The sequence below is a fragment of the Aeromonas cavernicola genome (assembly GCF_002795305.1).
Classification (GTDB): Bacteria; Pseudomonadota; Gammaproteobacteria; order Enterobacterales; family Aeromonadaceae; genus Aeromonas; species Aeromonas cavernicola.
The window spans coordinates 1-22,180 of sequence record NZ_PGGC01000022.1 but is presented as its reverse complement, the minus strand read 5'-3'; the positions used below and the strand labels follow the sequence as shown (position 1 = coordinate 22,180).

Below are 22,180 nucleotides of genomic sequence, written 5' to 3'. Positions count from 1 at the left end.
ATGACCCTGCCCACCCTCACCGCGCCATTAGCCGCCCTTGCCGCCGCTCACCCCGAGGTGAGGGTGCTGTGGCTCTACGGCTCCCGAGCCAAGGGGAACGCGGGGCCCCATAGCGACTGGGATCTGGCGGTGGCGTTTGATCCGGTGAAACTGGCGGATGTGCTAGATAGCCGCCTGCGGCCCGAGTTGCTGGCCCTCGCTTGGCAACGGGCTTTGGGGCTGGCCGAGGGGCAGTTGTCGGTGGTCGATATCAATCAGGCTCCCATTCCGCTTGCCTTTGCCATTGTCGATGCCAATCGGGTGCTGTTTTGCCGTGATCAGGGTCGCCGTTTGCGTGAAGAAGCCCGTATCATGTCGCAGATGGAGCTTAACTATCCAAGGAACTCTCATGGCCGATAACGCCTATATTACCGCCCTTCGCCTGAGTCTTGGTCGCTATCAGGCCGAACTGCTGGAAATCCGAACCCTGCTCGCCGAGCGAGCCCTCTCCAATCTGGAATATCGGGCCGCCGAACGCACCCTGCAAGTGTCCATCGAAGCCTGTATCGGGGTTGCCAAACATTGGGCCAAGGCACTGGCAGGTCACAGTCCGCAGGATGCCTATCAGGCATTCGAGATCTTGGCCCAGCGAGGGGCCCAGCCTGCTGAGGGGTTACGCGGCTGGCGCAAGATCATCGGGCTGCGTAATGCCTTGGTGCACGATTACCTCAATATCGATCCTGAGATCATCCGTAGCGTGATCGCACAGGGCTATAGCGATCAGCTGTTTATCTTTGCCGCACAGGGGCTGGAGTGGCTTTCTTTGCAAGGAGACCAGCCATGAGCCTAGATCTTAGTTTGGAAAATAAGGCACGGGAAAAAGCCTTTCAGGATCATATCATCGAGCAGTTGGCCGCCTCAGGTTGGCTGGTGGGGGAGTCGGCCCACTACGACAAAGCGCGCGCCCTCTACCCAGAAGATTTGGTCGCCTTTGTGCAACAGAGCCAGCCGGAGGGGTGGCAGAAGTTCTGCAAGACCTATGGCGAGCAGCCGGAACGCCACCTGCTGGAGGGGGCGGTGCGCCAGCTTAGCCGCAGTGAGGGGGGCACCCTGTGGCTGCTACGTAATCAGATTGAAGACCGAGGTCATCGGCTCAAGGTGGCCAGCTTCAAGCCGGATCATGATTTGAATCCCGAGCTGCTGGCTCGCTATCAAGCCAACCGGCTGCGGGTGGTGCCCGAGTTGGTCTATAGCCCCCACGGCTATGACGGCCGCATCGATCTGACCCTCTTTTTGAACGGCATTCCGGTGGCAACACTGGAGCTCAAATCTTGTTTCAAGCAGTCGCTGGAGAATGCCAAAAAGCAGTATCGGCAAGATCGCTTACCAAAAACCCATGGCCGCGATGAGCCCCTGCTCACGTTTCGCCGTGGGGCGCTGGTGCACTTTGCAGTGAATCAGTTCGAGGTGGCGATGACCACCAAACTGGCGGGTGACTCGACTTTCTTCCTGCCATTTAACCAGGGCACCCGTGAGGGTGGGGCGGGCAATGATCAGCCCTTGCCAGTGAATGGTGAGGAGGGCATTGCTACCGGTTATCTGTGGCAAGAGATCCTGCAACCGGATAATTTCTTGCGGATCTTGAGCCGCTATCTGCACCTTGAGGTCAAGGTGGATGAGGATGCGCTGGGGCGGCAAAAGAAGAAAGAGACGCTGATCTTCCCCCGCTATCACCAGTGGAAAGTGGTTCAGAATTTGTTGGCCACGGTGGGGCAGGAGGGGGCGGGTCAGAAGTACTTGATCCAGCATTCGGCGGGGTCTGGTAAATCCAACTCCATTGCCTGGCTGACCCATCAGCTGGCCTCGCTCTATCTGGATAAAGGGGAGAAGCTGTTCAATTCGGTGATCGTGATCACCGATAGAACGGTGCTCGATAGCCAGTTGCAGGAGACCATCGCCCAGTTCGACCATGCCGATGGGGTGGTGAGCCGGATCAATCGGGAAGAGGGGGATGGCAGCAAGTCGGCACAACTGACCGAGGCACTGGCCAGTGGCACGCCCATTATCATCGTCACCATTCAAACCTTCCCCCACGTACTCAAGGCCATTCAGGAATCAACCACGCTGAAAGGCTCTCGCTTTGCGGTGGTGGCCGATGAGGCGCACTCAAGCCAGACCGGCAGCACGGCGCGCCAGTTGCGTGAAGTCTTGATGGCCGATCAGCTGGACGGGGAAGAGGAGCTCAGTGGCGAAGATGTGATGAATATGACGCTGGCCGCGCGCGGTGGCAGCCAGAACATCAGTTATTTTGCGTTTACCGCCACTCCGAAGGGTAAAACCCTGGAGCTGTTTGGCCGCCCAGCGAACCCGGCGATGCCGCTTGGCCCAGATAACAAACCCAAGCCATTTCATGTTTACTCCATGCGGCAGGCGATCGAGGAGGGGTTTATCCTCGACGTGCTGAAGAACTACACCAATTACAAGCTTGCCTACAAACTCGCCATGCAGGCCGAAGAGGCCAGCACGGGCAGCGAAGAGCAGGAGGTGGACGCCAAGAAGGCGCGCATCCGACTGTCCAAGTGGGTGCGGCTACACCCACACAATATCGGCCAGAAAGTGGCGATCATCGTTGAGCATTTTCGCACCAACGTGGCCACTCTGCTGGGGGGACAGGCCAAGGCGATGGTGGTGACGTCGAGTCGGCTGGAGGCGGTGCGCTACAAGCTGGCGTTCGACGCTTATATTCGGGACAGACGTGTAACAGAGCAAGGGTATGGGGCTATTCGTGCCATGGTGGCGTTCTCTGGCGACATCGAAGAGGAAGGGCAGAGTTATAACGAGCGGAACATGAACCCCGAGCTTAATGGGCGGGACATGCGTAAGGCGTTCGATACCCAGGACTATCAGGTGATGCTGGTGGCCAACAAGTTTCAGACCGGTTTCGATCAGCCCAAGCTGTGCGCCATGTATGTGGACAAGAAGCTGACAGGAGTGGATTGCATCCAGACCCTTTCTCGCCTCAACCGCACCTATCCCGGCAAGGAGAGCACCTTTGTGCTCGATTTCGTCAATGATCCGCAGGATGTGCTGGCGGAGTTCCAACAATATTTTGAGACAGCCACCCTTGAGACCGTCTCTGATCCCAATCTGGTCTATGACCTGTTCCACAAGCTCAAAGCGACGGGCATCTTTACCTGGGGTGAGGTGGCGGCGTTTAGCGATGCCTATTTTGATCCCAAGCGCGGGGCGCAGGCCTTGCCAGGGTTTATCAAACCAGCGGTCGAGCGGTTCACCAAGCGTTACAAGCTGGCCAGTGAGGCGGTGCGGGAGTGTCGCCAGATGCTCAAACGCATCGAGCGGGAAGGCGGGTCTGCGACTGACAAGGTAAATGCCGAACGGCGGGTCAACGAAGCGACCGAAGCCCGGGGCGAGCTGGATCTCTTCAAGAAAGATCTCAACAGCTATGTGCGGTTCTATGAGTTTGTCTCCCAGATCACCGCCTTTGATGACGAATCATTGGAGCGGCTCTGCGTGTTCGCCCGCCACCTGCTGCCGATGCTGCGCCAAGAGGTGTTGGAGGAGGATGAGATTGATCTCTCCCAAGTATTGCTGAGCCATTACCACCTCAAGGCCAAGCGCACTCAGGATCTCAAGCTCAAAGAGGAAGCTGCCGGTTATGGCCTACAAGGAATTTCGGCGCTCGGCAGCGCCAAGGCCAAAGAGGAGAAGAAAGACTTCCTCTCTCACATCTTGGCGCAGTTGAACGATCTGTTCGGCACCGAGGTGACCGATGGCGATAAGCTAGATTGGTTCCAAGGGATGGCCAGCAAGATCACGGAAAACCAGCCCTTGATGGATCAGGTGCGAAATAACCCCCGCGACGCCATCATGCTGGGTGACTATCCCAAGGCGGTTGATGCGGCCGTGATCGAGCGGATGGATATTCAGCATGGCCTGTCGCTGGAGTATCTTGCTAACCCGGAAATTGCCAAACGCATCCGAAATGTAATCCTCGACATTGTGCTCAGCGGGTTACGAAGCGGGTGATCAGCAGCACTATGCCCAGCCCGTCCCTGTTGATCGCCATCAGCGGCGATGGGGGCTCGGGATGCAGCAAGGGGCGCGGGGGTGATGACCGCGCCCCTTGTTGTTAGAGTGCTAACGGGCTGTGGCTGGGGTTACGCTGGCTTGGCCAATGCCACGACCCGCTCGCTGATCGGCGGTAAGAACTGGTCGGTAAAGATTTCACTGACCTTCGGCGTGCGCGGCAGTGATTTGGCACTGACCAGCTGGCTGATCCCGCGTTCGAAACGGGCGGTGTCAATGGCGCCGATACCGAGCTTGGCCCCTTCGGGATGGCTCATCTCAATCTCTAAGGTGCGGCGCAGGCGTAGTTCATCGGCAAACAGGTCGGCATCGGCGTTGCGTTTGAGCAAGGCAGAGACCGCCTTGGTCGGATCTTGTTGCACCGCTTGCACCCCCATATTGATGGCCCGCACGAGGGCGCGGACCTTGTCCGGCTCTTGGTCGATCAGCCGCTGCGAGACCATCAGGGCACTGCCGTATAAATCGGGGGTGTAGTCGGCGTACGTGAAGAATCTCAGCCATTCGTCTGGCACCAGCCGCTCTTCTGCCAAGGCGGCGGACATGGTACTGACGTAGCCGAAAAAGCCATGTTTCCCCTCTTTGCCCAGCATCGCTTTGATCCCCTCCAAGAAGCCGCCGTATTCGGGCAGTGGCACTATGTTGACCTTGCTAGCATCAACCCCGTTTTGTTGGCAGAAGACGGGGAAGGTTTGCAGGGCAACATCGGAGCCGTGGCCATAGAGGGTGGCGCCTTCGAGATCTTTGGGGGTTTTGATGGTGCTGTTTGCCCCCACCGCCACCGCAGAGGGGGAGCGATTAAACATGGCAAACACGGCCCGTGGGGCCTTATCCGGTGTGCGTGCGACGGTTTCAATCAGTGAGTTAATGTCGCCATAGGCAATGTCGAACTGTTGCAGCTCGGTAAAGCGGCGGGCGGCAGTGTAGGCGCCTTCCCCTTCGGTAAAGGCAATCTCTAATCCTGCCTGTTTAAACAAGCCGCGATCTTCGGCATTGAAAAACCACGATTGTGGCCCCGAGTAGGTGGTGTTGAGCAACATGCGGTAAGGGCGCCCTTGGGCACTGAGACCTAACCCTGGGACGGTGAGCAGTGCAGAGACTGCGGCAATGTCGAACAAAAAGCGGCGGCGGGTGGGGGTATAGCCGAATGAACTAGACATCAATCGCTCCTTATCGAGAGTTGGCTAAATTGGTCACGCGCTGCGCGACGGGGGGTAAGAATTGCGGATCGAACACCTCTTTTGCCGTTGGTGTTCTGGGCAGGTTTTTGGCCTTGACGATGGCGTTGATCAGCCGCTGTAACCGCGCTTCATCCACGGCGCCAATGCCGAGCTTGGCCCCTTCTGGGTGGCTCATCTCCATCTTGAGGGTGCCGACCAGCCGGGTGCGGTTAATGGTGTGGTCGCTCTCTGGATAGCGTTTGACCAAGACATCGACTGCCGCGTTGGGGTCGGCGACGGTATCGCGTAGCCCCTGATTGGTCGCTTGCACCAAGGCACGCACGGCATCGGGTGCTTGTTGATACATGTCTCGGGTCACGAACAAGGTGTTGCCGTACATGTCTGGCAGCAGATCCATGTAGTTAAAAAAGCGCAGCTGCTCACGCTTCACCCCATAGGGGGTCGAGGTGGCGATGATGGTGTTCACAAAGCCAAACATGGCATCAATTTTCTGATCGCCGGCCACGATGCGAGCGGCTTGTGAGCCCATCGGATCATCGGTGGTAAAGACCCGAGTTTGGTCGGCATCAATACCCGCCGCTTGGGCGTAGAGATCAAAGGTGCGCATGGCAGAATCCGCTTCGTGACCCCAGATCCGCTTACCCTCTAGCTGTTTGACCGAGGTAATGGGGCCATCGGCTTTGACGGCAATGGTAAAGGGCACCTCGTTAAAGGTGGTGAACACCGCGATGGGGCCTTTGCCCTCTTCACTGCGGGCAATCTGCTCGATCAGGGTACTCATGTCGCCGTAGCCGATATCGAAGCCATGAGGCTTGACCATCGGAATCACGACGGAAGCCCCTTCGCTGGGGGTAAATTCCAGCGCGATACCCTGTTGGCGGTAATACCCCTTTTCATCGGCCAACAAGAAGAACGAGGTTGGACCGGCAATCACGTTTAACAGGGCTTTATAGGGCTTGTCGGTTGCGCTGGATGTGGCGGCTTGTACGCTGGCAGGCAGTGTCAGTGACAGGCTCAATAGCCCAGCGCCAACGGCGGTGAGCAGGGTACGTAACCTTGGTTTGTTCGCCGAGTGATGGACGGTGATAGCGTTATTCATCATTGCTGCTCCTTTATGTTTTTGGAAAAAATATTCCACTATGTGATAGCTGTAACATAATGCCTGACTCTGTTGTACCATCGTGTGACGGATTTGGGGGAGTAAGGCGAGTAGTTGAACCGTGTCTCAATAAGCGAGGTTCGGTAGTAAATTAATTGTTTATTTAATGTTAATGCTTTGTTTGAAAACACGAAAATGGATTAATAGCATGCAAGCCAAAAATAAACAACCAGTGGGGTTGCCCCAATCAGCCCCCTAAGATGGGGCGGCTCGTTGCTAGCAAAGAGGGAGGGTAAGCGCGGATAGCAGCGAGGAGTGTTGTATCAACATAGCGCAACATGATAGCGCAATATGGGTACTCGTTTGATGTCTTTGCAACGTGATAACCTAGTCTGCAGATCAGCTAAGAGATAAAGACAATGATCAGACTGTCTATCGTATTGTGGTTGTGCCTTACACCGCCTGCCCACGCGCTTAACATCGCGATGGTGCTGTGGCGCGGCGAAACCCCAGCTGAAGCGGCTTTTCGGGCTGAGCTGATCCAGCTTGGCTATCAACCGAACATTACCATCTTTAACGGTGAGCAAGATCGGGCGGCCTTAGCCACCATGCTACGGCGGCAAATGCTGCCAAAACTGGCGGAATTTGATTACATCTACACCTTTGGCACCACCGCCACGGCGATGACCAAGATGCTGGTGGCGGGCCGCAAGCCGATCATTTTTAATATGGTATTTAATCCCTTTGAGTCTGGTTTTTTGGCGGCGAACGAGCCACAACATCAGATGATGACCGGTACCAGTCAGATGGTGCCCATGGCGCTGCAACTCGCCAATGCTCGCCAATACTTGCCTGCCGGTAAGCGACTGCTGGTGCCCTTCAATCCCCGAGAGCAGAACACCCGCTTTATCACCGAGATGCTCAAACATGAAGCGGAGCGTTTTGAATGGCAGGTTGCCACGTGGCGAATGCTCCCTGTGCCAGCAAGGCTCGCTGCTGACCTGAAACGGCTGCAAGAGGTCGCCAAAAATGACATCGTGTTTTTGGCCTCAGACAGTTACCTACTCTCGATCGCGCCTCAGTTGCTCAAAACGCTCAACGATGCGGGCATTCCCACCATCTGTAGCGCAGAGCGGTTTGTCGAATATGGTTGCACCGTGAGCACGGTCAGCAGCTACCAAGTACAGGGCAAAATGGCCGCAACCATCATCCACCGTAATCTGCAGGGCACCCCGCTGCAGGATATTCCCCTGCAAGTTGATGACGCTCCCCGCTTGGTATTAGGCAGCCGATGAGCAGGGAAGCCTCTTCTTTGGCTGGGTTTGGCATAGGGTCGTGAGCACCGCTCATGCCTGCATGACTTTGTGTCATTTGTTGTCATTGTGTGAAATCCCTACAGTAGCCCCATCAATAAGCGCCAATGGGCAGGAGTGGGTGATGCAAGGGAAGATTCAACAAGCAAGAGCATGGGCACAAACGTGGCTACAGCAAGAGAAGCGCCATTACATCGATGGTCAGTGGGTGAGCGGCAGCCAAGAGACACCTTGGCAGGTGATTGACCCGAGCAATCAGCAGTCGCTTTGTACCATGGCCTTGGCGGCCCCCGCCCAAGTGGAAGCGGCGGCCAGCGCGGCCCATCGCGCCCACCAAGCTGGGGTATGGAGCAAGGTCAGCCGTGCTGAGCGAGCCAGCGTGCTGCGCCAGATTGCCCAGCTGATCCGTGATAACACGGTGCAACTGGCGGTGTTGGAGACCCTCGCTAATGGCAAGCTCATCGGTGAGTCGCTGGTCGATGACATTCCGACCTGCGCCGATATCTTTGATTACTACGCCGGTTGGACGGACAAGTATTACGGCGAGACGGCGCCCGTTGAGCAAGATTTTTTAAACTACACCCTCAATGAGCCGGTGGGGGCCTGCGCCCTGATTGCGCCTTGGAACTTCCCGCTCTATCAGGCGGCCCTCAAAGTTGCGCCCGCCTTGGCGATGGGCAATACCGTGGTGCTCAAACCATCGGAATACACCCCGTTCACCGCGCTCTATCTGTTCGAGTTGATCGCCCAGCACGTTGCGCTACCTGCTGGGGTGGCTAACTTGCTGGTAACCGATGGCGCCGCCGCGCAGCAGTTAACGGTGAGTGAGCATATTCACAAGGTATCGTTTACCGGCAGCTCAGGGGTGGGCAGAAAGATCATCCAAAGCAGTGGCGCGTCCAATATGAAGGCGGTCACGTTAGAGCTGGGCGGCAAGTCCCCCTGCATCTTCTTTGCCGATACTCCCGATCTGGACAAAGCCATTGATCGCGCCTTTACCGTGATGTTCTCCCACAAAGGGGAAAAGTGCTCCGAGCCGACCCGCTTTCTGATCCAAGAGGCCATTTACGATCAGGTGGTGAACAAACTGATTGCCAAGGCCGAGGCAGTGAAGTGTGGCGCTCCGTTCGATCCGGCCAGCCAGCAGGGGCCGCAGTGCAACCAAGCGCAGTTTGACAAGATCATGGGTTACATCGAGCTGGGCAAGCAGGAGGCTGAGCTGGTCGCGGGCGGTTATCGCGATGTGTCGGGCAGCAATGAGCTTGGCCTCTATATCCGGCCCACCATCTTCTCGCGGGTCTCCCCCACGGCGCGCATTGCCACCGAAGAGATCTTCGGCCCTGTGCTCTGCTGCATCGCTTTTGACACCGAAGAGGAGGCGATTGCCATCGCCAACGGCACCGAGTATGGCTTGGCGGCGGGGGTCTATACCGCCGATGTGAAGCGGGCGCAGCGGATGGCTAACCAGATTGATGCGGGCATGTTGTTCATCAATCGCTATGGCTGCTACAGCCTCAGCAGCCCGTTTGGTGGCTTTCGCCAAAGTGGTTGGGGTAAAGAGATGGCGATCCACTCCCTTAGTGCCTACACCAAGAAAAAGTCGGTGTGGGTCTATCACGGCGATCAATAATCGGCCCTGATAGGGTGAGTCTATTAGGCTGACACAGGCACCGTGGCGGGTCTTCCCATCCGGTGCCTGTGTCATGTTGTCAGAGCGATGAGCTCGACCGAAAGGAGTGTTACGTCATGTCATTGCGGATCGAAGTGGACAGTTTGGGTGAGGTCGCGCTACCAAGAATGGCCTTGTATGGCGCGCAAACCCAACGCGCACTGGATCTCTACCCCGTGGCGGGGCAGAAAACCCTTGGCGATTACCCCGCTTTGGTGCAGGCCATGTTGCAGATCAAAGCCACTGCCGCGCGGGTCAACGGCGAGATCAATGAGCTTGACAGGGAGCTGGCCAGCCAGATTGAACAGACCTGCCAGCAGCTGATCAGTCAGTTTGATCCGGCGCTCTATCCGGTCCATGCGTTTCATGGCGGCGGTGGTATCTCGACCAACATGAACGTCAACGAGGTGATCGCCAATCGGGTCAACCTTGATCACCACCAGCAGCAACCGGGCAGCTATACCCCTGCGCATCCCAACGATCAGATTAATTTCAACCACTCCACCAGCGATTGCTTACAAAGTGCCTGTCACATGGCTGCGCGCCAGCAAACGGTGGTATTGATCGACCGGCTCGGTGAGTTGCAGCGGACGGTTGACCAGCTCAACGCGCGGGATCAGCAGGTGCACAAGTTGGCCAGAACCTGCCTGCAAGATGCGGTCGTCATCCGTTTTGCCGATTATTGGCACGGGATCAGTGGCTCGCTGGGCCAAGGGATTGTGCGGTTGACCGCCCTTGCCCAGGGGCTGAGTCGGCTCAATTTAGGGGCCAATATCATCGGCCGTAGCGGGGATTGCTCGGCGCGTTTTCAGCAGCGGGTGATCGCGGCGCTCAATGAGGTCAGCCACGACTGTTATCAGCAACATGACAACTATTTTCAGTGCAGTCAGTCGTTTGATCAGCAAGTGGCGCTGGCTGCTGAGCTAGAAGGGGTGGCCGGTTACCTCATCAAGTTTGCCAAAGATCTGCGCCTGATGGCGTCGGGCCCGCAAGCAGGATTGGCGGAAATCAGCTTGCCTGCGGTGCAGCCGGGCTCTAGCGCCATGCCCGGTAAGATCAACCCGACCATCCCCGAGTTTATGGTGCAAGCGGCGATGCAGGCGATGGGCCACTGCGCGGTGGTCAAGCTGTGTCATCAGCACGGGGAGCTTGATTACAACCCATGGGGCATGGTGCTGATCACCAACCTGCTCGATGCCATCGATCATCTCGCTAAAGGCGTGACGGTATTGACCCAGCACTGCGTGGCGGGCATCACCATCAATGAAGCCAACAATACAGCCAATACTCGCACCTTGATCCCCCTAGTGATGGAGCTCAAAAAGATCTTGGGTTATCAGGCGACCTCGGATTTGGTCAAAGAGCTCAAAGGCGATCAGCAGCAGCTACACACCATCTTGGGTCGGCTGAGTGCGCAGTCGCAGCCTTAAGGGGGATAACAACGTTGGGGCAGGGTTAACGGTAAGAGGCGGTCGCCTCGATAAACGGCGGGTGCTGACCATAAGCCAGCTCGCGGGCGCGGTCGGACGAATGCCGGGGGGATGTGCGAAAAGAGGCGAGCAGTAGCGCATGTGAGATTGCACCATAACGGCATATGCTTGACATATGTCACGGGCAGCAATAAATTGCATATGTCAGACATATGTAGGAGGGTTTATGCGTACTGTATCAATTTTTAAGAATGGTAAAAATCAGGCGGTGAGATTGCCAAAAGATATGGAGTTTCAGGGTGTTAACGATCTTGAAATTATCAAAAATGGCGACACAATCACGTTGCGTCCGGCCCGACCTGATTGGTTATCCTTGGCGGAATGCCAGAAAGTAGAGGCTGATTTTTTGCAAGAACGTACCGATGTGATCGGCGATGAAGGGCGGTTCGCCCTGTGAAGACGTTTATGCTCGATACCTGCATTTGTTCTTTTATCATGCGCGAAATGCCAAGGTCAGTTCTTGAGCGGTTGGCCGCAGAGGTGGCGAGCGGCAATCGGATTGTGATCTCGACGATCACCTATGCCGAAATGCGTTATGGCCAGATCGGTAAGAAAGCGTCTCCAAAGCTTGGGCCAGCCATTGATGAGTTTGTTCGTCGCCTCGATGGGATCTTGCCATGGGACGCGGCTACGGTCGATCAGACGCTCGACGTGCGCCAGCAGTTGGCAGCCTTGGGCACACCGATCGGCAATAACGATGCGGCCATTGCCGCCCATGCCCTGACGGCAGGCTGTGTACTCGTGACCAACAATACCCGCGAGTTTTCCCGAGTGGCGAAGCTGCACTATGAAGATTGGGTTCACTGAGTGTGTAGAGGAAAAACGACCAGGAGGATCACGCGATATCTTCATCTTGCGGTGTCGACAGGATAGGTTGCCGCATGCTGATGCAAGGCTGATGCAAGGCTGATGCGTGACCCCTGACGATGAAGCCAATGCCGCCGATGAGGGCGGCATTTTGCTATCTACGGGATGACACTTTTCATCACGCAGGGGAGGGTGCTCATGCCAACATACGGCCAGTATCAGGTCATATCACTTCGGCCGTGGCCGCTTGCACCTGCGGCTGCTGGCTAGTACGACGGGTGCGCACTTGCAGCAGCTTGCAGGCCACCAGCCCCATGATCGAGACCACGATGGTATAGCCAAAATACATCTGGTAGCCCTCTTGCGGGGTGCTGGCGATGTCCATCAAATAGCCATTGATCAGCGGAATAAAGATATCTGGGCAATAACCGAGCACCGAAATAATGCCAATGGTCAGCCCCAAGCGGTGGGCGGGCATATTCAAATGCTCGGTGATGGCCCAATACAAACCGCGAATGGCATAGGTCAATAAGCCGACCAGCAGAATAAAGAACACGCACAGACTCATGGTGACGGTCGGGTTTAGGCCCATCATCGGCACCATTACCAAGCCGCACAGGCCAAAGGTACTGAATAGCAAGGTGATATAGAGCACTTTCAGGTTGCTGTATTTATCCCCCAAGATCCCCCCGACCACGCCGCCCACCGGCCTTAGCCACAGCTTGATGGTGGTAATGGTGCCCGCCATCACCGCAGTAAAGCCCCAGTTGCCCTCTTGCAAGTAGGCCGAAAAGCTATAAGTGGCCCAAAACAGGTGATAGCCCGCCGCGATGATCACCGCAATCAGCCATACCTCGGGTTGGCGCAAAATCAGCATGATATCGGCGATAAGCTCGCTGCGGCTCTGCTTGGGGGCTATGTGATCCCGTGCGATGTCGCGTTTTACCTCGTAATAGACGCCGAATACACAGAGGCCTGCCAAGGCAATACAGAGCCAGGCATACATATGGATGACGTTCACTAAGGCGCCGACCACATGGCTATTGTCATCACTGGCGGTGTAAGAAAAGATCGCCAGCGCCAAGCTGGCGAGCAGCGCTTCCACCAGACCACGGCCACCATCATAGAAGCCGTAAAAGCGGCCCGATTCGCCATCCCCTGCCAGCAGGTTAATCCGCTTCATCACCGCGCCCCAAAAGGTGAGCCCCGTAGTGACGCCCCAGCCTGCATAAATGCACTTCAGTGAGACATAATCGGGTAGGGTGCTGTACCAGAGCCCTAACAAGCCCGTGCCGAGCAGTGAGCAGACGATCAACTTCATCGGGTTGATCCGATCCGCCAGCCAGCCGCTCGGGGCATAGCTGAAAAAGAAAAACAGGCCGAGGAGGGCGTACAAGGTGCCCAATTGACCATTGCTGATCTGAAAGGCTTCCAGCATGGTGGTTTGATATATCTGGCGCATATAGAGCATCGGATAAATCGCGCCGCCAGCGACGGTTAATAACAATAACTGTAAATAACGGGTTCTGGTTTTTATATTAGATAAATCAGGCGTGGTATTTTTTAATATCGACATAAAGGAACTCTCCGTGTATCCATTTAATCAGCTGCGGCAATTCATATGTCAGCAATAAACATTACTAACCTTATAAATAAGCCACGGCATAGTGACTGCTGATACCACACATCACCAGCAGTCACAGATGGAGTAAATAAATGTTAGGCGAGTTATCAATGATAAATATGATAACTGTTTTTCAATAATACATCGGTATGGGACCGTGCATGACGGAATACCTCATTGTTTATTCGTTGGTATATTTGGTGATGCTCGCTATTTGGGGTAAATACCTCAGTGGTGCGTACCATGTGATCAATCGCCACATCATAGCTGGGATAAATACCAAGATTAATGGCGGCACATATTGCCGTGCCGACACATCCACAGCTGCTGCCCTCTTTACGGATCACCGATAAATTAAAGACGTCTGCGATGATCTGCATTAGCACATTACTGTGTGAACCACCGCCAATAACCACAATTTCACGAGGGGTAAACCCTAATTCCGTGGTCATGTCGCTGGCGTTGTTATAAATGGTGAAAGCAATCGCTTCGAGAATCGAGCGATAAATATGAAACCGGGTATGGCGATGATCAAAGCCGAGCATGATCCCTTTGCGAAAGGGCTCAGTGGGCGGCGCCAACCAATCCAAAATCGTGATCAAACCATCGCTACCGGGGGCAATGTGCGCACACTGCTGGTTACAATATTGCTCTTCACTGAGGCCGTGGCGCTGCGCGTCCAGCGTTAAGCCTTCCCCGATCAACTTCTTAAACCACGAGACCGTCCACATCCCCCGCCTGATCCCAACCGACTCGTAGAGATATTTAAACGGCACACAGGCCAAGGTGGGATAAAACGAGGCGGCGTCATGATGAAAGTGATCCCGCAGCAACATCGAGTTGATGTAAGTGCCAAGGGAGATCATCAGGGTGTCGGGATGATTCATCCCGCAGCCGAGCGCTTCCACCGCTTTATCATTGGCGCTCGCCACCACCGGAATGCTGGCCAAGCCGAGCTCGCGGGCAAGCTCGGGCCTGAGTAGCCCCAAGGTCTCTGACGGTTTTTTCAAGGTAAACAGCATCTCGCGCCGCAGCCCGTGGGCCGCTATCACCCCATCATCAGTTGACCAGTCCAAGGTCCCATGATCGATGGGCCAACCAAATTCACAGTTGGCGGCGGCATCGGTAAATTCATCGGTCAGCTTAAACGACACATAGCCGGTGGTGGTGGTGACAAAGGCCACCTTGGGATCAGCATGCTCATAGTGAGTGGCCATCCGGCTGTCCATCCAACTGATCACCGGTTGCGCCAGATGACCGTCTTGCTGTAATAACGAGCGGCAGCAACGAATAGTACAAAGACCTATCCCGATAATATCTTGCTTATTACCCTTGAACTTGGCAACGCAGGCCGTTAATGCCTGCTTGATGCTATGCCAAATATCATCGTCAGGATGCACTGCCAGCCCGGGGGCTGGACAGTGGTATTCTCTGAGTGGACTGGTGCTATAGACAATTTCTCGGCCAAGCTGATCAAGAATCGCTACTTTGGTACTTTGTGAGCCGCTATCTATTCCAATAAAATATTTCATCGGCAAACCTTAGCACGGGTGATTATTGCTGGTATTTTGCGCCATCTTCTTTGTAATAGATGCAGCCGTAATTCATGATGTCGTTGGGATCGAATATTTTCTTTAATCCTTCCAACATATAAAACGCGGTGCCGTGTTCATCTTTGGTCCACTCATTACGGTATTTACCAATGCCATGGTGGTGGCACATTGAACCGCCTTGTTTGAGGGTCTCTTCGACAATAATGCGCTGGATTGGATGGTGATAAGTCAACATCTCATCTTCTGGGCGGCAATTAATGTTGTAGTTATAAACGAAATACATGTTGGTGCCGTTAATATAACTGTGGGAGGAGTGGCCGCCTAACATGGTCAAATCATCGGCATGTTTGAACTCTTTTTTAACCCGCGCCATGACATTGTTATAAATGGTCGGAATGCTGCTCCAATCGGCCGATATTTCGGTGGTAAAACCGGCATGTCGATTATGTTCAACCATGTCTTTGATCTCATCATCAATCTGTTTTTGACTCCAGTTGAGATGGGCAAACCAATTAGCGATATGGGCATCATCCACCCGACCGATAATGCCATCACGGAATTTTTCGGTGGCGGCACGAATAGCGTCGCCCGTGGCATTCACAATGGCTTGGGGGCCTTCTGCCATAAACAGCAAGACACATTTGCCATCGTAGAAGTGCTGGAAGTGCTGGGCGGCGTCTTCTTCTGAATACACCCGTGCCACGGAGGGACGATACCCTTCGGTGATCACTTCACGCAGCACCTTAATGCCGGTTTCAACATCCTTAATGAGATAACCATGGAACTGATGATTATCGGGATAATATTTGTGCAGCTTGACGGTCACCTCGGTGATGTAGCAGAGGGCGCCTTCGCTACCGATGGCGATATGGCGAATATCTGGGCCACCGGCTCGCCGTGGCACGTTCTTGATCCGCGAAATATGGCCGTTAGGGAAGACACACTCAAGGCCAACCACCATGTCTTCGATGCCGCCATAAAGGGTCGAGAATTGGCCAATACTGCGGGTTGCCACCAAGCCACCCAGCTGGGCGATGGGTTTTGACTGGGGGGAGTGACCGACGGTCAGGCCCAGTTTTCTCACTTCATCTTCCAATACCTGCAACGGCACGCCGCACTGCACTGTAGCCTGCATGTTGTAAGCGTCGATCTTAATGATCTTGTTCATCCGTTTGCCATCAATGACGAAGGTATTGGCTTTCCAGTTTTCCAAGCCCCCCTCGGTGGCGGTCTTGCCGCTGCGCGGGATCACGTTGATGTCGTTGTCGTTACAAAACGACAGTAAGGTGCTGACCTCTTGCGCAGAGTCTGGCGAGACAATGGCCAGTGGCAACGGCACCGGCAGCACCCCTTTGGCCTTGGCGTATTTGTTATAGCGATCGCTCGCCGCATCATAGAGGGCTGCTTTATCGGTATTTATTTTGTCAGCCGAGATGAGCGTGCTGAGCTGGGTCAATACATTTTCAAGATTCATTGTTTATTCCCTGTTGTTTAACGAACCAAATAACCACCATCAACGACCACCATGGTGCCGTTGACATAATTAGAAGCATCCGACGCCAAATAGACGACGGCTCCCATCAAATCTTGAATATTGCCCCAGCGACCGGCCGGAATATGGCTGAGCACGCGGCGGTTAGCCTCGTCATTACTGCGGGTCTGTACGGTTAATTCGGTGGCAAAATAGCCAGGGGCGATGCCATTGACCTGGATGTTAAATTGCGCCAACTCATCGCAGTACGCCTTGATAAATCCCAGCAGACCATGTTTGGTGGCGGCATAGGCCGGTGACCACTGCCCACCTAAATAAGAGAACAGCGAGCAGGTATTGATTATCTTGCCTTTTTGGCGGGGGATCATATTTTTCGCCGCCTCGTGGGAGAGTTCAAACGCTGCCGTTAAGTTAACGGAGACCATCTTGTCCCACATGCCGCGATTAAATTTGGTGACATCTTCTTCACAAATACAGATGCCGGCATTGTTGACTAAGATATCCACCTTACCGAACACCTCGACGCACTCGGCGATGATCTGTGCTGGGGTGCCCTCCTTGGTAATGTCTGCGATGGCCAAGTGATAGCGCACCCCTTGTGCTTCAATCAGCGCCTTAGTTTTGCCGTCGTCATCGTTCATGCTGACCACAAACACGTTGGCACCGGCTTTGGCCAAGGCGAGGGCAAACCCTTGCCCGAGGCCAGAGTTACCGCCGGTCACAATGGCGGTCTGCCCGGTTAGGCTAAAAAAGTTCATTGAAAAATCAGTAATGCTGGTTGGCTGTGACATGGCTATCCCCCTCGATGGGTAGAACGTGGTTTAACAAAAACGGCGTCGCTAAAAGGGTCTGCTTAACAAACATCTTTATGGTACATTTTGGAAAATTTTCCATTTATGACTCGACCATTACTTGGGGTGAGACATAACATGCACGTAACAATCCATGGCAAGCCTTATTCCGGTCAAATGCCTTGATTGCTAATTGTGAGGGGGGCGGCCAATTAAGATTTTTAAGGAAATTCCTACAGCAATTTTAAAAGTTCTGCGTTCCAATAAATGGAAAGTTTTCCAAATATCGAACGCCCGCCCCACCAGCGTGCCGCTGGGTGATAACGCTCGATAGCAATGGCCAGGGCAATGAGTGAGTGCAAAATGTGCGGCGCGCCAGCCGCAACATGACAGGACAACACGACAGGACAACATGGCAGGACAACATGGCAGGACAACAGAGAGGAGAGCAGCAATGCTGGATATCAAGATCGCGTTATTGAACAAGGTGGAGAAGCGGATATTCGACACCCTACGGGCCCAGTTAGCGGCCGATCCGCAGCGTTATATCACCATCACTGAGGCTGCCCAGTTATGTCAGGTCTCTAGCTCGAAAATATCCAAAACCGTGGCCAAGCTCGGCTTTGCGTCATATAAAAAATGCATTGCTTTTTATCAAGGCGGGCAATTAAGTACACCTGTGAGTGTTCGCCAACCCAGTGAGTTAGATCGGGTTGCCCAATTTATTGATAGCTTCGATGCCACCATTGCCGAAAAGACCTATCAGATGATGGCCCGTCACTCGAAAATTATCTTTTATGGTCTGGGCCCCTCTTTTATTTGTGCCCAATATCTTGTTTATAAATTGCAGTGTTTAACCAGCATTCCTATTTTCGCCACCTCAGATGCGGTCACCTTTAAACATTATTTAGACCAAGAGAGCTTGCTGATCATCTTGACCACGACCGGGATGTTTGCTGATTTCGATCAGGTGATCAATGATGCCAAACAGAGTGGCTCATCTATCTTGATGGTGCTAGAGGAATATAACAAACAGATATATCCCGAGGTGAGCCACAAAGTATTTCTCACCAAACAGCATCAACCTAACTACCTGCAACCCTTTGAAAAGACCCGCACCCTGTTTTTTATATTTTTTGAAGAGGTGCTGCGCCATTTTTATCATCATAAACACTGAACGATATTATCGAGCCAATCACCACGTACTGATTAGCTCAGCGGTCATCGGCGGGGAAATAGCTGATCCGATGGCGCCTTATCCAATGAATCCGCCAGCAGGCCATGTTATTGGCGCCATCACTACGGCTGGAGATCAATAACCCCGTTGGCTGGCCATATTGGTGCGCTACTTGGGCGTCATTTTTGCCCCATTTTATTACGCCATCCTCTTACACCATTTTCTTACAACAGCGCAGCGCCGCCGATGATCTTGCATAGGGGCGAGCGTGGCGTGTGATCTCCTTAAATTACCGAGTTCCCTCTCCACCGTTTACCGCCCACCCCGTTCCTTTGTAGCTCGCTCACTGACCATCTTATTCACAGGCGTCTTGGTTCACCGGCTATCTTGGCCCTGGGCTGCTTGCGCAACGCAGCGGTCACTGGGCGTGGCTAGCTGCGTGCAAGGGGGCTAATCATGGTGACGTAGCCAGCCCGTTAGCAGAGTGTTGCTATTTATGTTGTTTGGTTTATATGTCTGCAAAAATCTAAATTTGTAGTTTTATAAATTACCAATCACAACCTAATCATTGTTATTTCACTTTTTTATCATGGTTTCTGGTGGAATCGTTTGGGGCATTTTGTTATATTTTCTCTCGTTCGCTGACAGGCCAGCTCGCTCTTGCTCATCGTCGTTGACTCACGGAAAGGATCAGACGAAGGGTTCAATTGCAGCGTAAAACGTAAAGAGATAGGCCAGAGCAGCAGCCCCCACCCAGGTAATGTGGGGGCCAATCAAGCAGTAAAGCCAAGCAGTAAAGCCAAGCAGTAAAGAACAGCCTAGTTCGATATGACCCACCCAAGAGGGCCAAGATCCGCCATGGGGTGAGGGCTATTTTTTCGCTGAAGATACCCATGGCATGGCGCACCTGAATTCAGATAATAAGTGGCCATCACCGTGCCACGGCGCCTGCTAACGATAACAGCAGGGATATTGCTAGCAAGATGAGAAACAGCATCAGGCTTGGCCATGTGGTCAGGTAGGTGGCTTATTTTCTCTTTACGTATGGATGCGCACCGGAATATGACATGTCCGTGCGGTAGCTATGGCATTTAGTCACGATAAGCCGATACCGATAATATCGCCTTGGCAAGCTGAATAGAGTAAAAATAAGTGCAATTTAGGTGCGAAATAAGTGCGGTTTGGATAAGCCATCAATAGTGTCACCCTAAGTGATATAGCATGCCATTGTTAATGACGCCACATTGATGGTAATGCAAAAAACAGTTCAGCGTGTGCTGCGCTAAATAATGTTAATCACCTTGTAAGGTGTGCGGTTCACTATTTTTATTTAACCCAGGATATTGTCATCTCCGTGCGGTAGCTATGGTAAAAATAATATGGAAAAAATATGGCAAAAATAAACTGGCGTTGCCATGTTTCATCTGGTCTTATTTTTAGTCTGTTAATGGTGAATAGGATGGCCAGCGATATATTAGCTGCAATCGGTATTCAACTATCGGCAGCCAACCATCGGCAGCCAATAATCGGTAGCCAAAATAAGTGACCACAACGGGTGGCACACAACAGGTCACTACCGCACTGCCATACCGCGATGGCAGATAGAGTTATCCTGATCAGGTCGTTTCATCTATTTAGCCAGTTACCTCTTTGGCTATTCACTTAATTGGCAATGCGCTCCCTATGTTAATGCAATCCCGTCGCCCCTTGCAGGTGCTCAACGATGTCACCTTCGGCTTACTGATGCGCGAGCTCAAAACCCGCTTTGGCAATTACCGAATGGGCTATAGCTGGGCCTTGCTCGATCCCCTGATCACCATCGCCATTTTTTGCGTGATATTTGGCATCAGGCAGCGCCATGGGTTCGGCGGGGTAGAGGCCCCAGTGTTTGTCGCCAGTGGGTATTTGCCGTTTTTAATGTTTCAAAGCACCGCCAATCGCCTGATGTCGGCGGTCAGTGCCAATAAGGGGCTGTTTTGCTATCGCCAGGTGACGCCCTTTGCCACCCTGTTTGCCCGCTGGGTGTTGGAATCGGTGATCGGCCTGTTGGTGGCGCTGGTGCTGATCGCCGGGCTCTGCTGGTGCGGTTTTACCGCGATGCCGGCCGATCCGCTGGCGGTGCTGCTGGGGTATAGCCTCTTAATGACCTTCTCGTTTGGCCTTGGCACCCTGTTTTGCATCATCAGCAGCCTCTCTGCCGAGGCGGAAAAGTTCATCGGGATCTTAACGCGCCCGCTGCTCTGGATCTCGGCGGTGTTTTTTCCGCTGGCGGCGGTGCCACAAAATTATCAGCATCTGCTGCTGTGGAACCCCATCGTGCATGCCATTGAGCTTATTCGCACCGGCTGGATTGCGGGGTTTACCACCCAAGGGGGCAGCTGGTCTTATCTGCTGGGCACCACCTTGGTGTTACTGGCCTTTGCCATGAGCGGCTATCGCCTCTGCCACCGCCGCCTGATTGCGAGTTAACCGATGATCACCCTCGACAACGTCAGCAAATATTACCCCACCAAATTTGGCCGCCACTACGTGTTAAAAGAGGTCAATTTCACCCTGCCCGGTGACAAAAACATCGGCATTTTGGGAGCCAACGGGGCGGGCAAATCGACCCTGCTGCGCCTGCTCGGGGGGATGGATATGCCCAGTTGCGGCAAGATCATCCGCCACAGCCGAGTCTCATGGCCGCTGGCGTTAAGTGGCGGCTTTCAAGGCAGTATGACCGGGCGAGAAAATACCCGCTTTATCTGCCGCATTCACGGCATTCGTGACACCCGCGAAGTGGAAGAGTGGGTCAAGGGCTTTGCTGAGATAGGCCAGCACTTTGAGCTGCCGATCAAGGGCTATTCGAGCGGGATGAAATCGAAATTCTCCTTTGCGGTCAGCATGGCCTTTGAGTTTGATATTTACCTGACCGACGAAATTACCTCAGTGGGGGATGCCCGCTTTAAACAAAAGTGCATCGAGGTGTTTAACCAAAAGCGCACCACGGCGAGCCTCATTATGGTCTCTCACGACATGAACACCCTGCGCAAACAGTGCGACATGGGGATTGTGCTCCATCAGGGGCGCCTGACCCTCTACCCCGAGATTGAAGAGGCCATCGCGGTCTATCAAACCCTCTGATCCGCGCCCTGCGCGTTATCAGCCCATTTTTTGTTAGCACCGACGTCACCGCAGGCGTTATTGCAGACGTCATTGCCGGCCTAGCCCATTCGCAACGGGTGGGCCTGTGGTGATGACCTACGCCGAACATCTGTCGAACATCATTTATCTGGATAGCCATGAACACCAGCCTGATCCCCAGCCAGCTTGGTCGCAAGCTGCGTAAATTGCAGCGCGACCCCAAACGCTTTCTCATTGACTCAAAAGGCTATAAAGCCGCCCATTTTTCTTGGCAGCGGGCCATCAAGCTGGGCAGCTTCCTCTGGGTGCTGCTCTGCTTTGGGCTGGCGGTGGGCTATTACAGCCTGCTTGCCAGTGATCGCTACGTCAGTCAGGCCAGCGTCATTATCAAGCAGGCCGAACAACTCAAAATGATGCCAGATGCGCTCTCGATGCTGGGGCTGGGGGGCAGCAATCACCAAGATGTGCTGATGCTGCACGCCTATTTCGCCTCGTGGGACATGCTGCAGCGGCTCGATCAAGCACTGCAACTGAAAGCCCACTACCAGAGCGAGCAGGCTGACTGGTTCTCGCGCCTGCCAGCGGATGCCAGCAATGAAGGGTTTCTGGCCTATTACCGCGATCACCTCAGTCTCACCCTTGACGAGCTATCGGGCATCTTGACCATTCGCTTGCAGGGGTTCGAGCCAGAATTTACCCGCAAGGTAGTCAGGCTGATGCTCAAAGAGGGGGAGGGCTTTATCAACCGCTTGGGCCACCAGGTGGCATTGGAGCAGCT

General features: G+C 54.0%; 18 protein-coding genes. 12 read left to right on the top strand and 6 right to left on the bottom strand.

Annotation, left to right across the window (positions count from 1 at the left end):
* Genes mntA through CUC53_RS03030 form a run of 3 tightly spaced genes read left to right on the top strand, consistent with a single transcriptional unit; the run spans position 1 to position 4,026 of the window.
* Positions 1-399, top strand: a complete 399-nt coding sequence (mntA, locus tag CUC53_RS18780) for a type VII toxin-antitoxin system MntA family adenylyltransferase antitoxin (protein ID WP_157798181.1) — start codon at positions 1-3, stop codon at positions 397-399.
* The gene (gene hepT / locus CUC53_RS18775; protein ID WP_157798180.1) at positions 389-823 is read left to right on the top strand and encodes a type VII toxin-antitoxin system HepT family RNase toxin; all 435 of its coding nucleotides are present in this window, start codon (positions 389-391) and stop codon (positions 821-823) included. The genes mntA and hepT overlap by 11 nt, the downstream gene beginning before the upstream one ends.
* Positions 820-4,026 carry a type I restriction endonuclease subunit R gene (locus CUC53_RS03030; protein ID WP_100292792.1) on the top strand — a complete coding sequence of 1,069 codons (3,207 nt, stop codon included), beginning with the start codon at positions 820-822 and terminating at the stop codon, positions 4,024-4,026. The genes hepT and CUC53_RS03030 overlap by 4 nt, the downstream gene beginning before the upstream one ends.
* 131 nt (positions 4,027-4,157) lie before the next feature.
* Here the strand turns inward: CUC53_RS03030 and CUC53_RS03025 are convergent, their stop codons facing one another.
* Together CUC53_RS03025 and CUC53_RS03020 are read right to left on the bottom strand one after the other, a co-directional pair.
* The gene (locus CUC53_RS03025) at positions 4,158-5,243 is read right to left on the bottom strand and encodes an ABC transporter substrate-binding protein (RefSeq protein WP_100292791.1); all 1,086 of its coding nucleotides are present in this window, start codon (positions 5,241-5,243) and stop codon (positions 4,158-4,160) included.
* A 10-nt stretch (positions 5,244-5,253) separates the two neighbouring features.
* Positions 5,254-6,366, bottom strand: a complete 1,113-nt coding sequence (locus CUC53_RS03020) for an ABC transporter substrate-binding protein (protein ID WP_157798179.1) — start codon at positions 6,364-6,366, stop codon at positions 5,254-5,256.
* Positions 6,367-6,782: 416 nt separating this feature from the next.
* Between CUC53_RS03020 and CUC53_RS03015 the strand changes: the two genes are divergently transcribed.
* From CUC53_RS03015 to CUC53_RS02995, 5 genes are all read left to right on the top strand, one after another.
* Complete coding sequence (locus CUC53_RS03015) at positions 6,783-7,658, top strand: ABC transporter substrate-binding protein (protein ID WP_100292789.1); 876 nt, start codon at positions 6,783-6,785, stop codon at positions 7,656-7,658.
* Between the two features lie 142 nt (positions 7,659-7,800).
* Positions 7,801-9,306, top strand: coding sequence for an aldehyde dehydrogenase family protein (locus CUC53_RS03010; RefSeq protein ID WP_100292788.1), 1,506 nt, complete (start codon positions 7,801-7,803; stop codon positions 9,304-9,306).
* 116 nt (positions 9,307-9,422) lie between these two features.
* Positions 9,423-10,775 (top strand): lyase family protein, encoded by a 1,353-nt coding sequence (locus CUC53_RS03005; protein ID WP_100292787.1) that lies wholly within the window; start codon positions 9,423-9,425, stop codon positions 10,773-10,775.
* Between the two features lie 226 nt (positions 10,776-11,001).
* Positions 11,002-11,232 (top strand): type II toxin-antitoxin system VapB family antitoxin, encoded by a 231-nt coding sequence (vapB, locus tag CUC53_RS03000; RefSeq protein WP_100292786.1) that lies wholly within the window; start codon positions 11,002-11,004, stop codon positions 11,230-11,232.
* Positions 11,229-11,642 carry a PIN domain-containing protein gene (locus CUC53_RS02995; RefSeq protein ID WP_100292785.1) on the top strand — a complete coding sequence of 138 codons (414 nt, stop codon included), beginning with the start codon at positions 11,229-11,231 and terminating at the stop codon, positions 11,640-11,642. The genes vapB and CUC53_RS02995 overlap by 4 nt, the downstream gene beginning before the upstream one ends.
* Before the next feature lie 223 nt (positions 11,643-11,865).
* Here the strand turns inward: CUC53_RS02995 and CUC53_RS02990 are convergent, their stop codons facing one another.
* The 4 genes from CUC53_RS02990 to CUC53_RS02975 all read right to left on the bottom strand — a co-directional run bounded on the left by CUC53_RS02990 (position 11,866) and on the right by CUC53_RS02975 (position 17,102).
* Positions 11,866-13,218, bottom strand: coding sequence for an MFS transporter (locus CUC53_RS02990; protein WP_100292784.1), 1,353 nt, complete (start codon positions 13,216-13,218; stop codon positions 11,866-11,868).
* Between the two features lie 155 nt (positions 13,219-13,373).
* Entirely contained in the window at positions 13,374-14,798 is a 1,425-nt protein-coding gene (locus CUC53_RS02985) for an FGGY-family carbohydrate kinase (protein WP_100292783.1), read from the bottom strand.
* Positions 14,799-14,820: 22 nt separating this feature from the next.
* The gene (locus CUC53_RS02980; RefSeq protein WP_100292782.1) at positions 14,821-16,293 is read right to left on the bottom strand and encodes an FAD-binding oxidoreductase; all 1,473 of its coding nucleotides are present in this window, start codon (positions 16,291-16,293) and stop codon (positions 14,821-14,823) included.
* Positions 16,294-16,310: 17 nt separating this feature from the next.
* The gene (locus CUC53_RS02975; protein WP_201796703.1) at positions 16,311-17,102 is read right to left on the bottom strand and encodes an SDR family oxidoreductase; all 792 of its coding nucleotides are present in this window, start codon (positions 17,100-17,102) and stop codon (positions 16,311-16,313) included.
* 454 nt (positions 17,103-17,556) lie between these two features.
* Here CUC53_RS02975 and CUC53_RS02970 point away from each other — a divergent pair, with 454 nt between their 5' ends.
* The 4 genes from CUC53_RS02970 to CUC53_RS02955 all read left to right on the top strand — a co-directional run.
* Positions 17,557-18,279, top strand: coding sequence for a MurR/RpiR family transcriptional regulator (locus tag CUC53_RS02970; RefSeq protein WP_157798178.1), 723 nt, complete (start codon positions 17,557-17,559; stop codon positions 18,277-18,279).
* A 1,683-nt stretch (positions 18,280-19,962) separates the two neighbouring features.
* Positions 19,963-20,748: an ABC transporter permease gene (locus CUC53_RS02965; protein WP_100292779.1), complete on the top strand. Its 786-nt coding sequence runs from the start codon at positions 19,963-19,965 to the stop codon at positions 20,746-20,748.
* Positions 20,749-20,751: 3 nt separating this feature from the next.
* Positions 20,752-21,402: an ABC transporter ATP-binding protein gene (locus CUC53_RS02960; RefSeq protein WP_100292778.1), complete on the top strand. Its 651-nt coding sequence runs from the start codon at positions 20,752-20,754 to the stop codon at positions 21,400-21,402.
* Between the two features lie 158 nt (positions 21,403-21,560).
* Positions 21,561-22,180 (top strand): KpsE/RkpR family capsule polysaccharide export protein (locus CUC53_RS02955; protein ID WP_476692204.1); only part of this gene is annotated, 620 nt, incomplete at its 3' end.

Coding starts and splice junctions, on each gene's coding strand:
- CUC53_RS03005 (WP_100292787.1), top strand. CDS start 9,423: ATGTCATTGCGGATCGAAGTGGACAGTTTGGGTGAGGTCGCGCTACCA.
- CUC53_RS02965 (WP_100292779.1), top strand. CDS start 19,963: ATGTTAATGCAATCCCGTCGCCCCTTGCAGGTGCTCAACGATGTCACC.
- CUC53_RS02970 (WP_157798178.1), top strand. CDS start 17,557: ATGCTGGATATCAAGATCGCGTTATTGAACAAGGTGGAGAAGCGGATA.
- CUC53_RS02985 (WP_100292783.1), bottom strand. CDS start 14,798: ATGAAATATTTTATTGGAATAGATAGCGGCTCACAAAGTACCAAAGTA.
- CUC53_RS02975 (WP_201796703.1), bottom strand. CDS start 17,102: ATGTCACAGCCAACCAGCATTACTGATTTTTCAATGAACTTTTTTAGC.
- mntA (WP_157798181.1), top strand. CDS start 1: ATGACCCTGCCCACCCTCACCGCGCCATTAGCCGCCCTTGCCGCCGCT.
- CUC53_RS03025 (WP_100292791.1), bottom strand. CDS start 5,243: ATGTCTAGTTCATTCGGCTATACCCCCACCCGCCGCCGCTTTTTGTTC.
- hepT (WP_157798180.1), top strand. CDS start 389: ATGGCCGATAACGCCTATATTACCGCCCTTCGCCTGAGTCTTGGTCGC.
- CUC53_RS03020 (WP_157798179.1), bottom strand. CDS start 6,366: ATGATGAATAACGCTATCACCGTCCATCACTCGGCGAACAAACCAAGG.
- CUC53_RS03015 (WP_100292789.1), top strand. CDS start 6,783: ATGATCAGACTGTCTATCGTATTGTGGTTGTGCCTTACACCGCCTGCC.
- CUC53_RS03030 (WP_100292792.1), top strand. CDS start 820: ATGAGCCTAGATCTTAGTTTGGAAAATAAGGCACGGGAAAAAGCCTTT.
- CUC53_RS02990 (WP_100292784.1), bottom strand. CDS start 13,218: ATGTCGATATTAAAAAATACCACGCCTGATTTATCTAATATAAAAACC.
- CUC53_RS02960 (WP_100292778.1), top strand. CDS start 20,752: ATGATCACCCTCGACAACGTCAGCAAATATTACCCCACCAAATTTGGC.
- CUC53_RS03010 (WP_100292788.1), top strand. CDS start 7,801: ATGCAAGGGAAGATTCAACAAGCAAGAGCATGGGCACAAACGTGGCTA.
- CUC53_RS02980 (WP_100292782.1), bottom strand. CDS start 16,293: ATGAATCTTGAAAATGTATTGACCCAGCTCAGCACGCTCATCTCGGCT.
- vapB (WP_100292786.1), top strand. CDS start 11,002: ATGCGTACTGTATCAATTTTTAAGAATGGTAAAAATCAGGCGGTGAGA.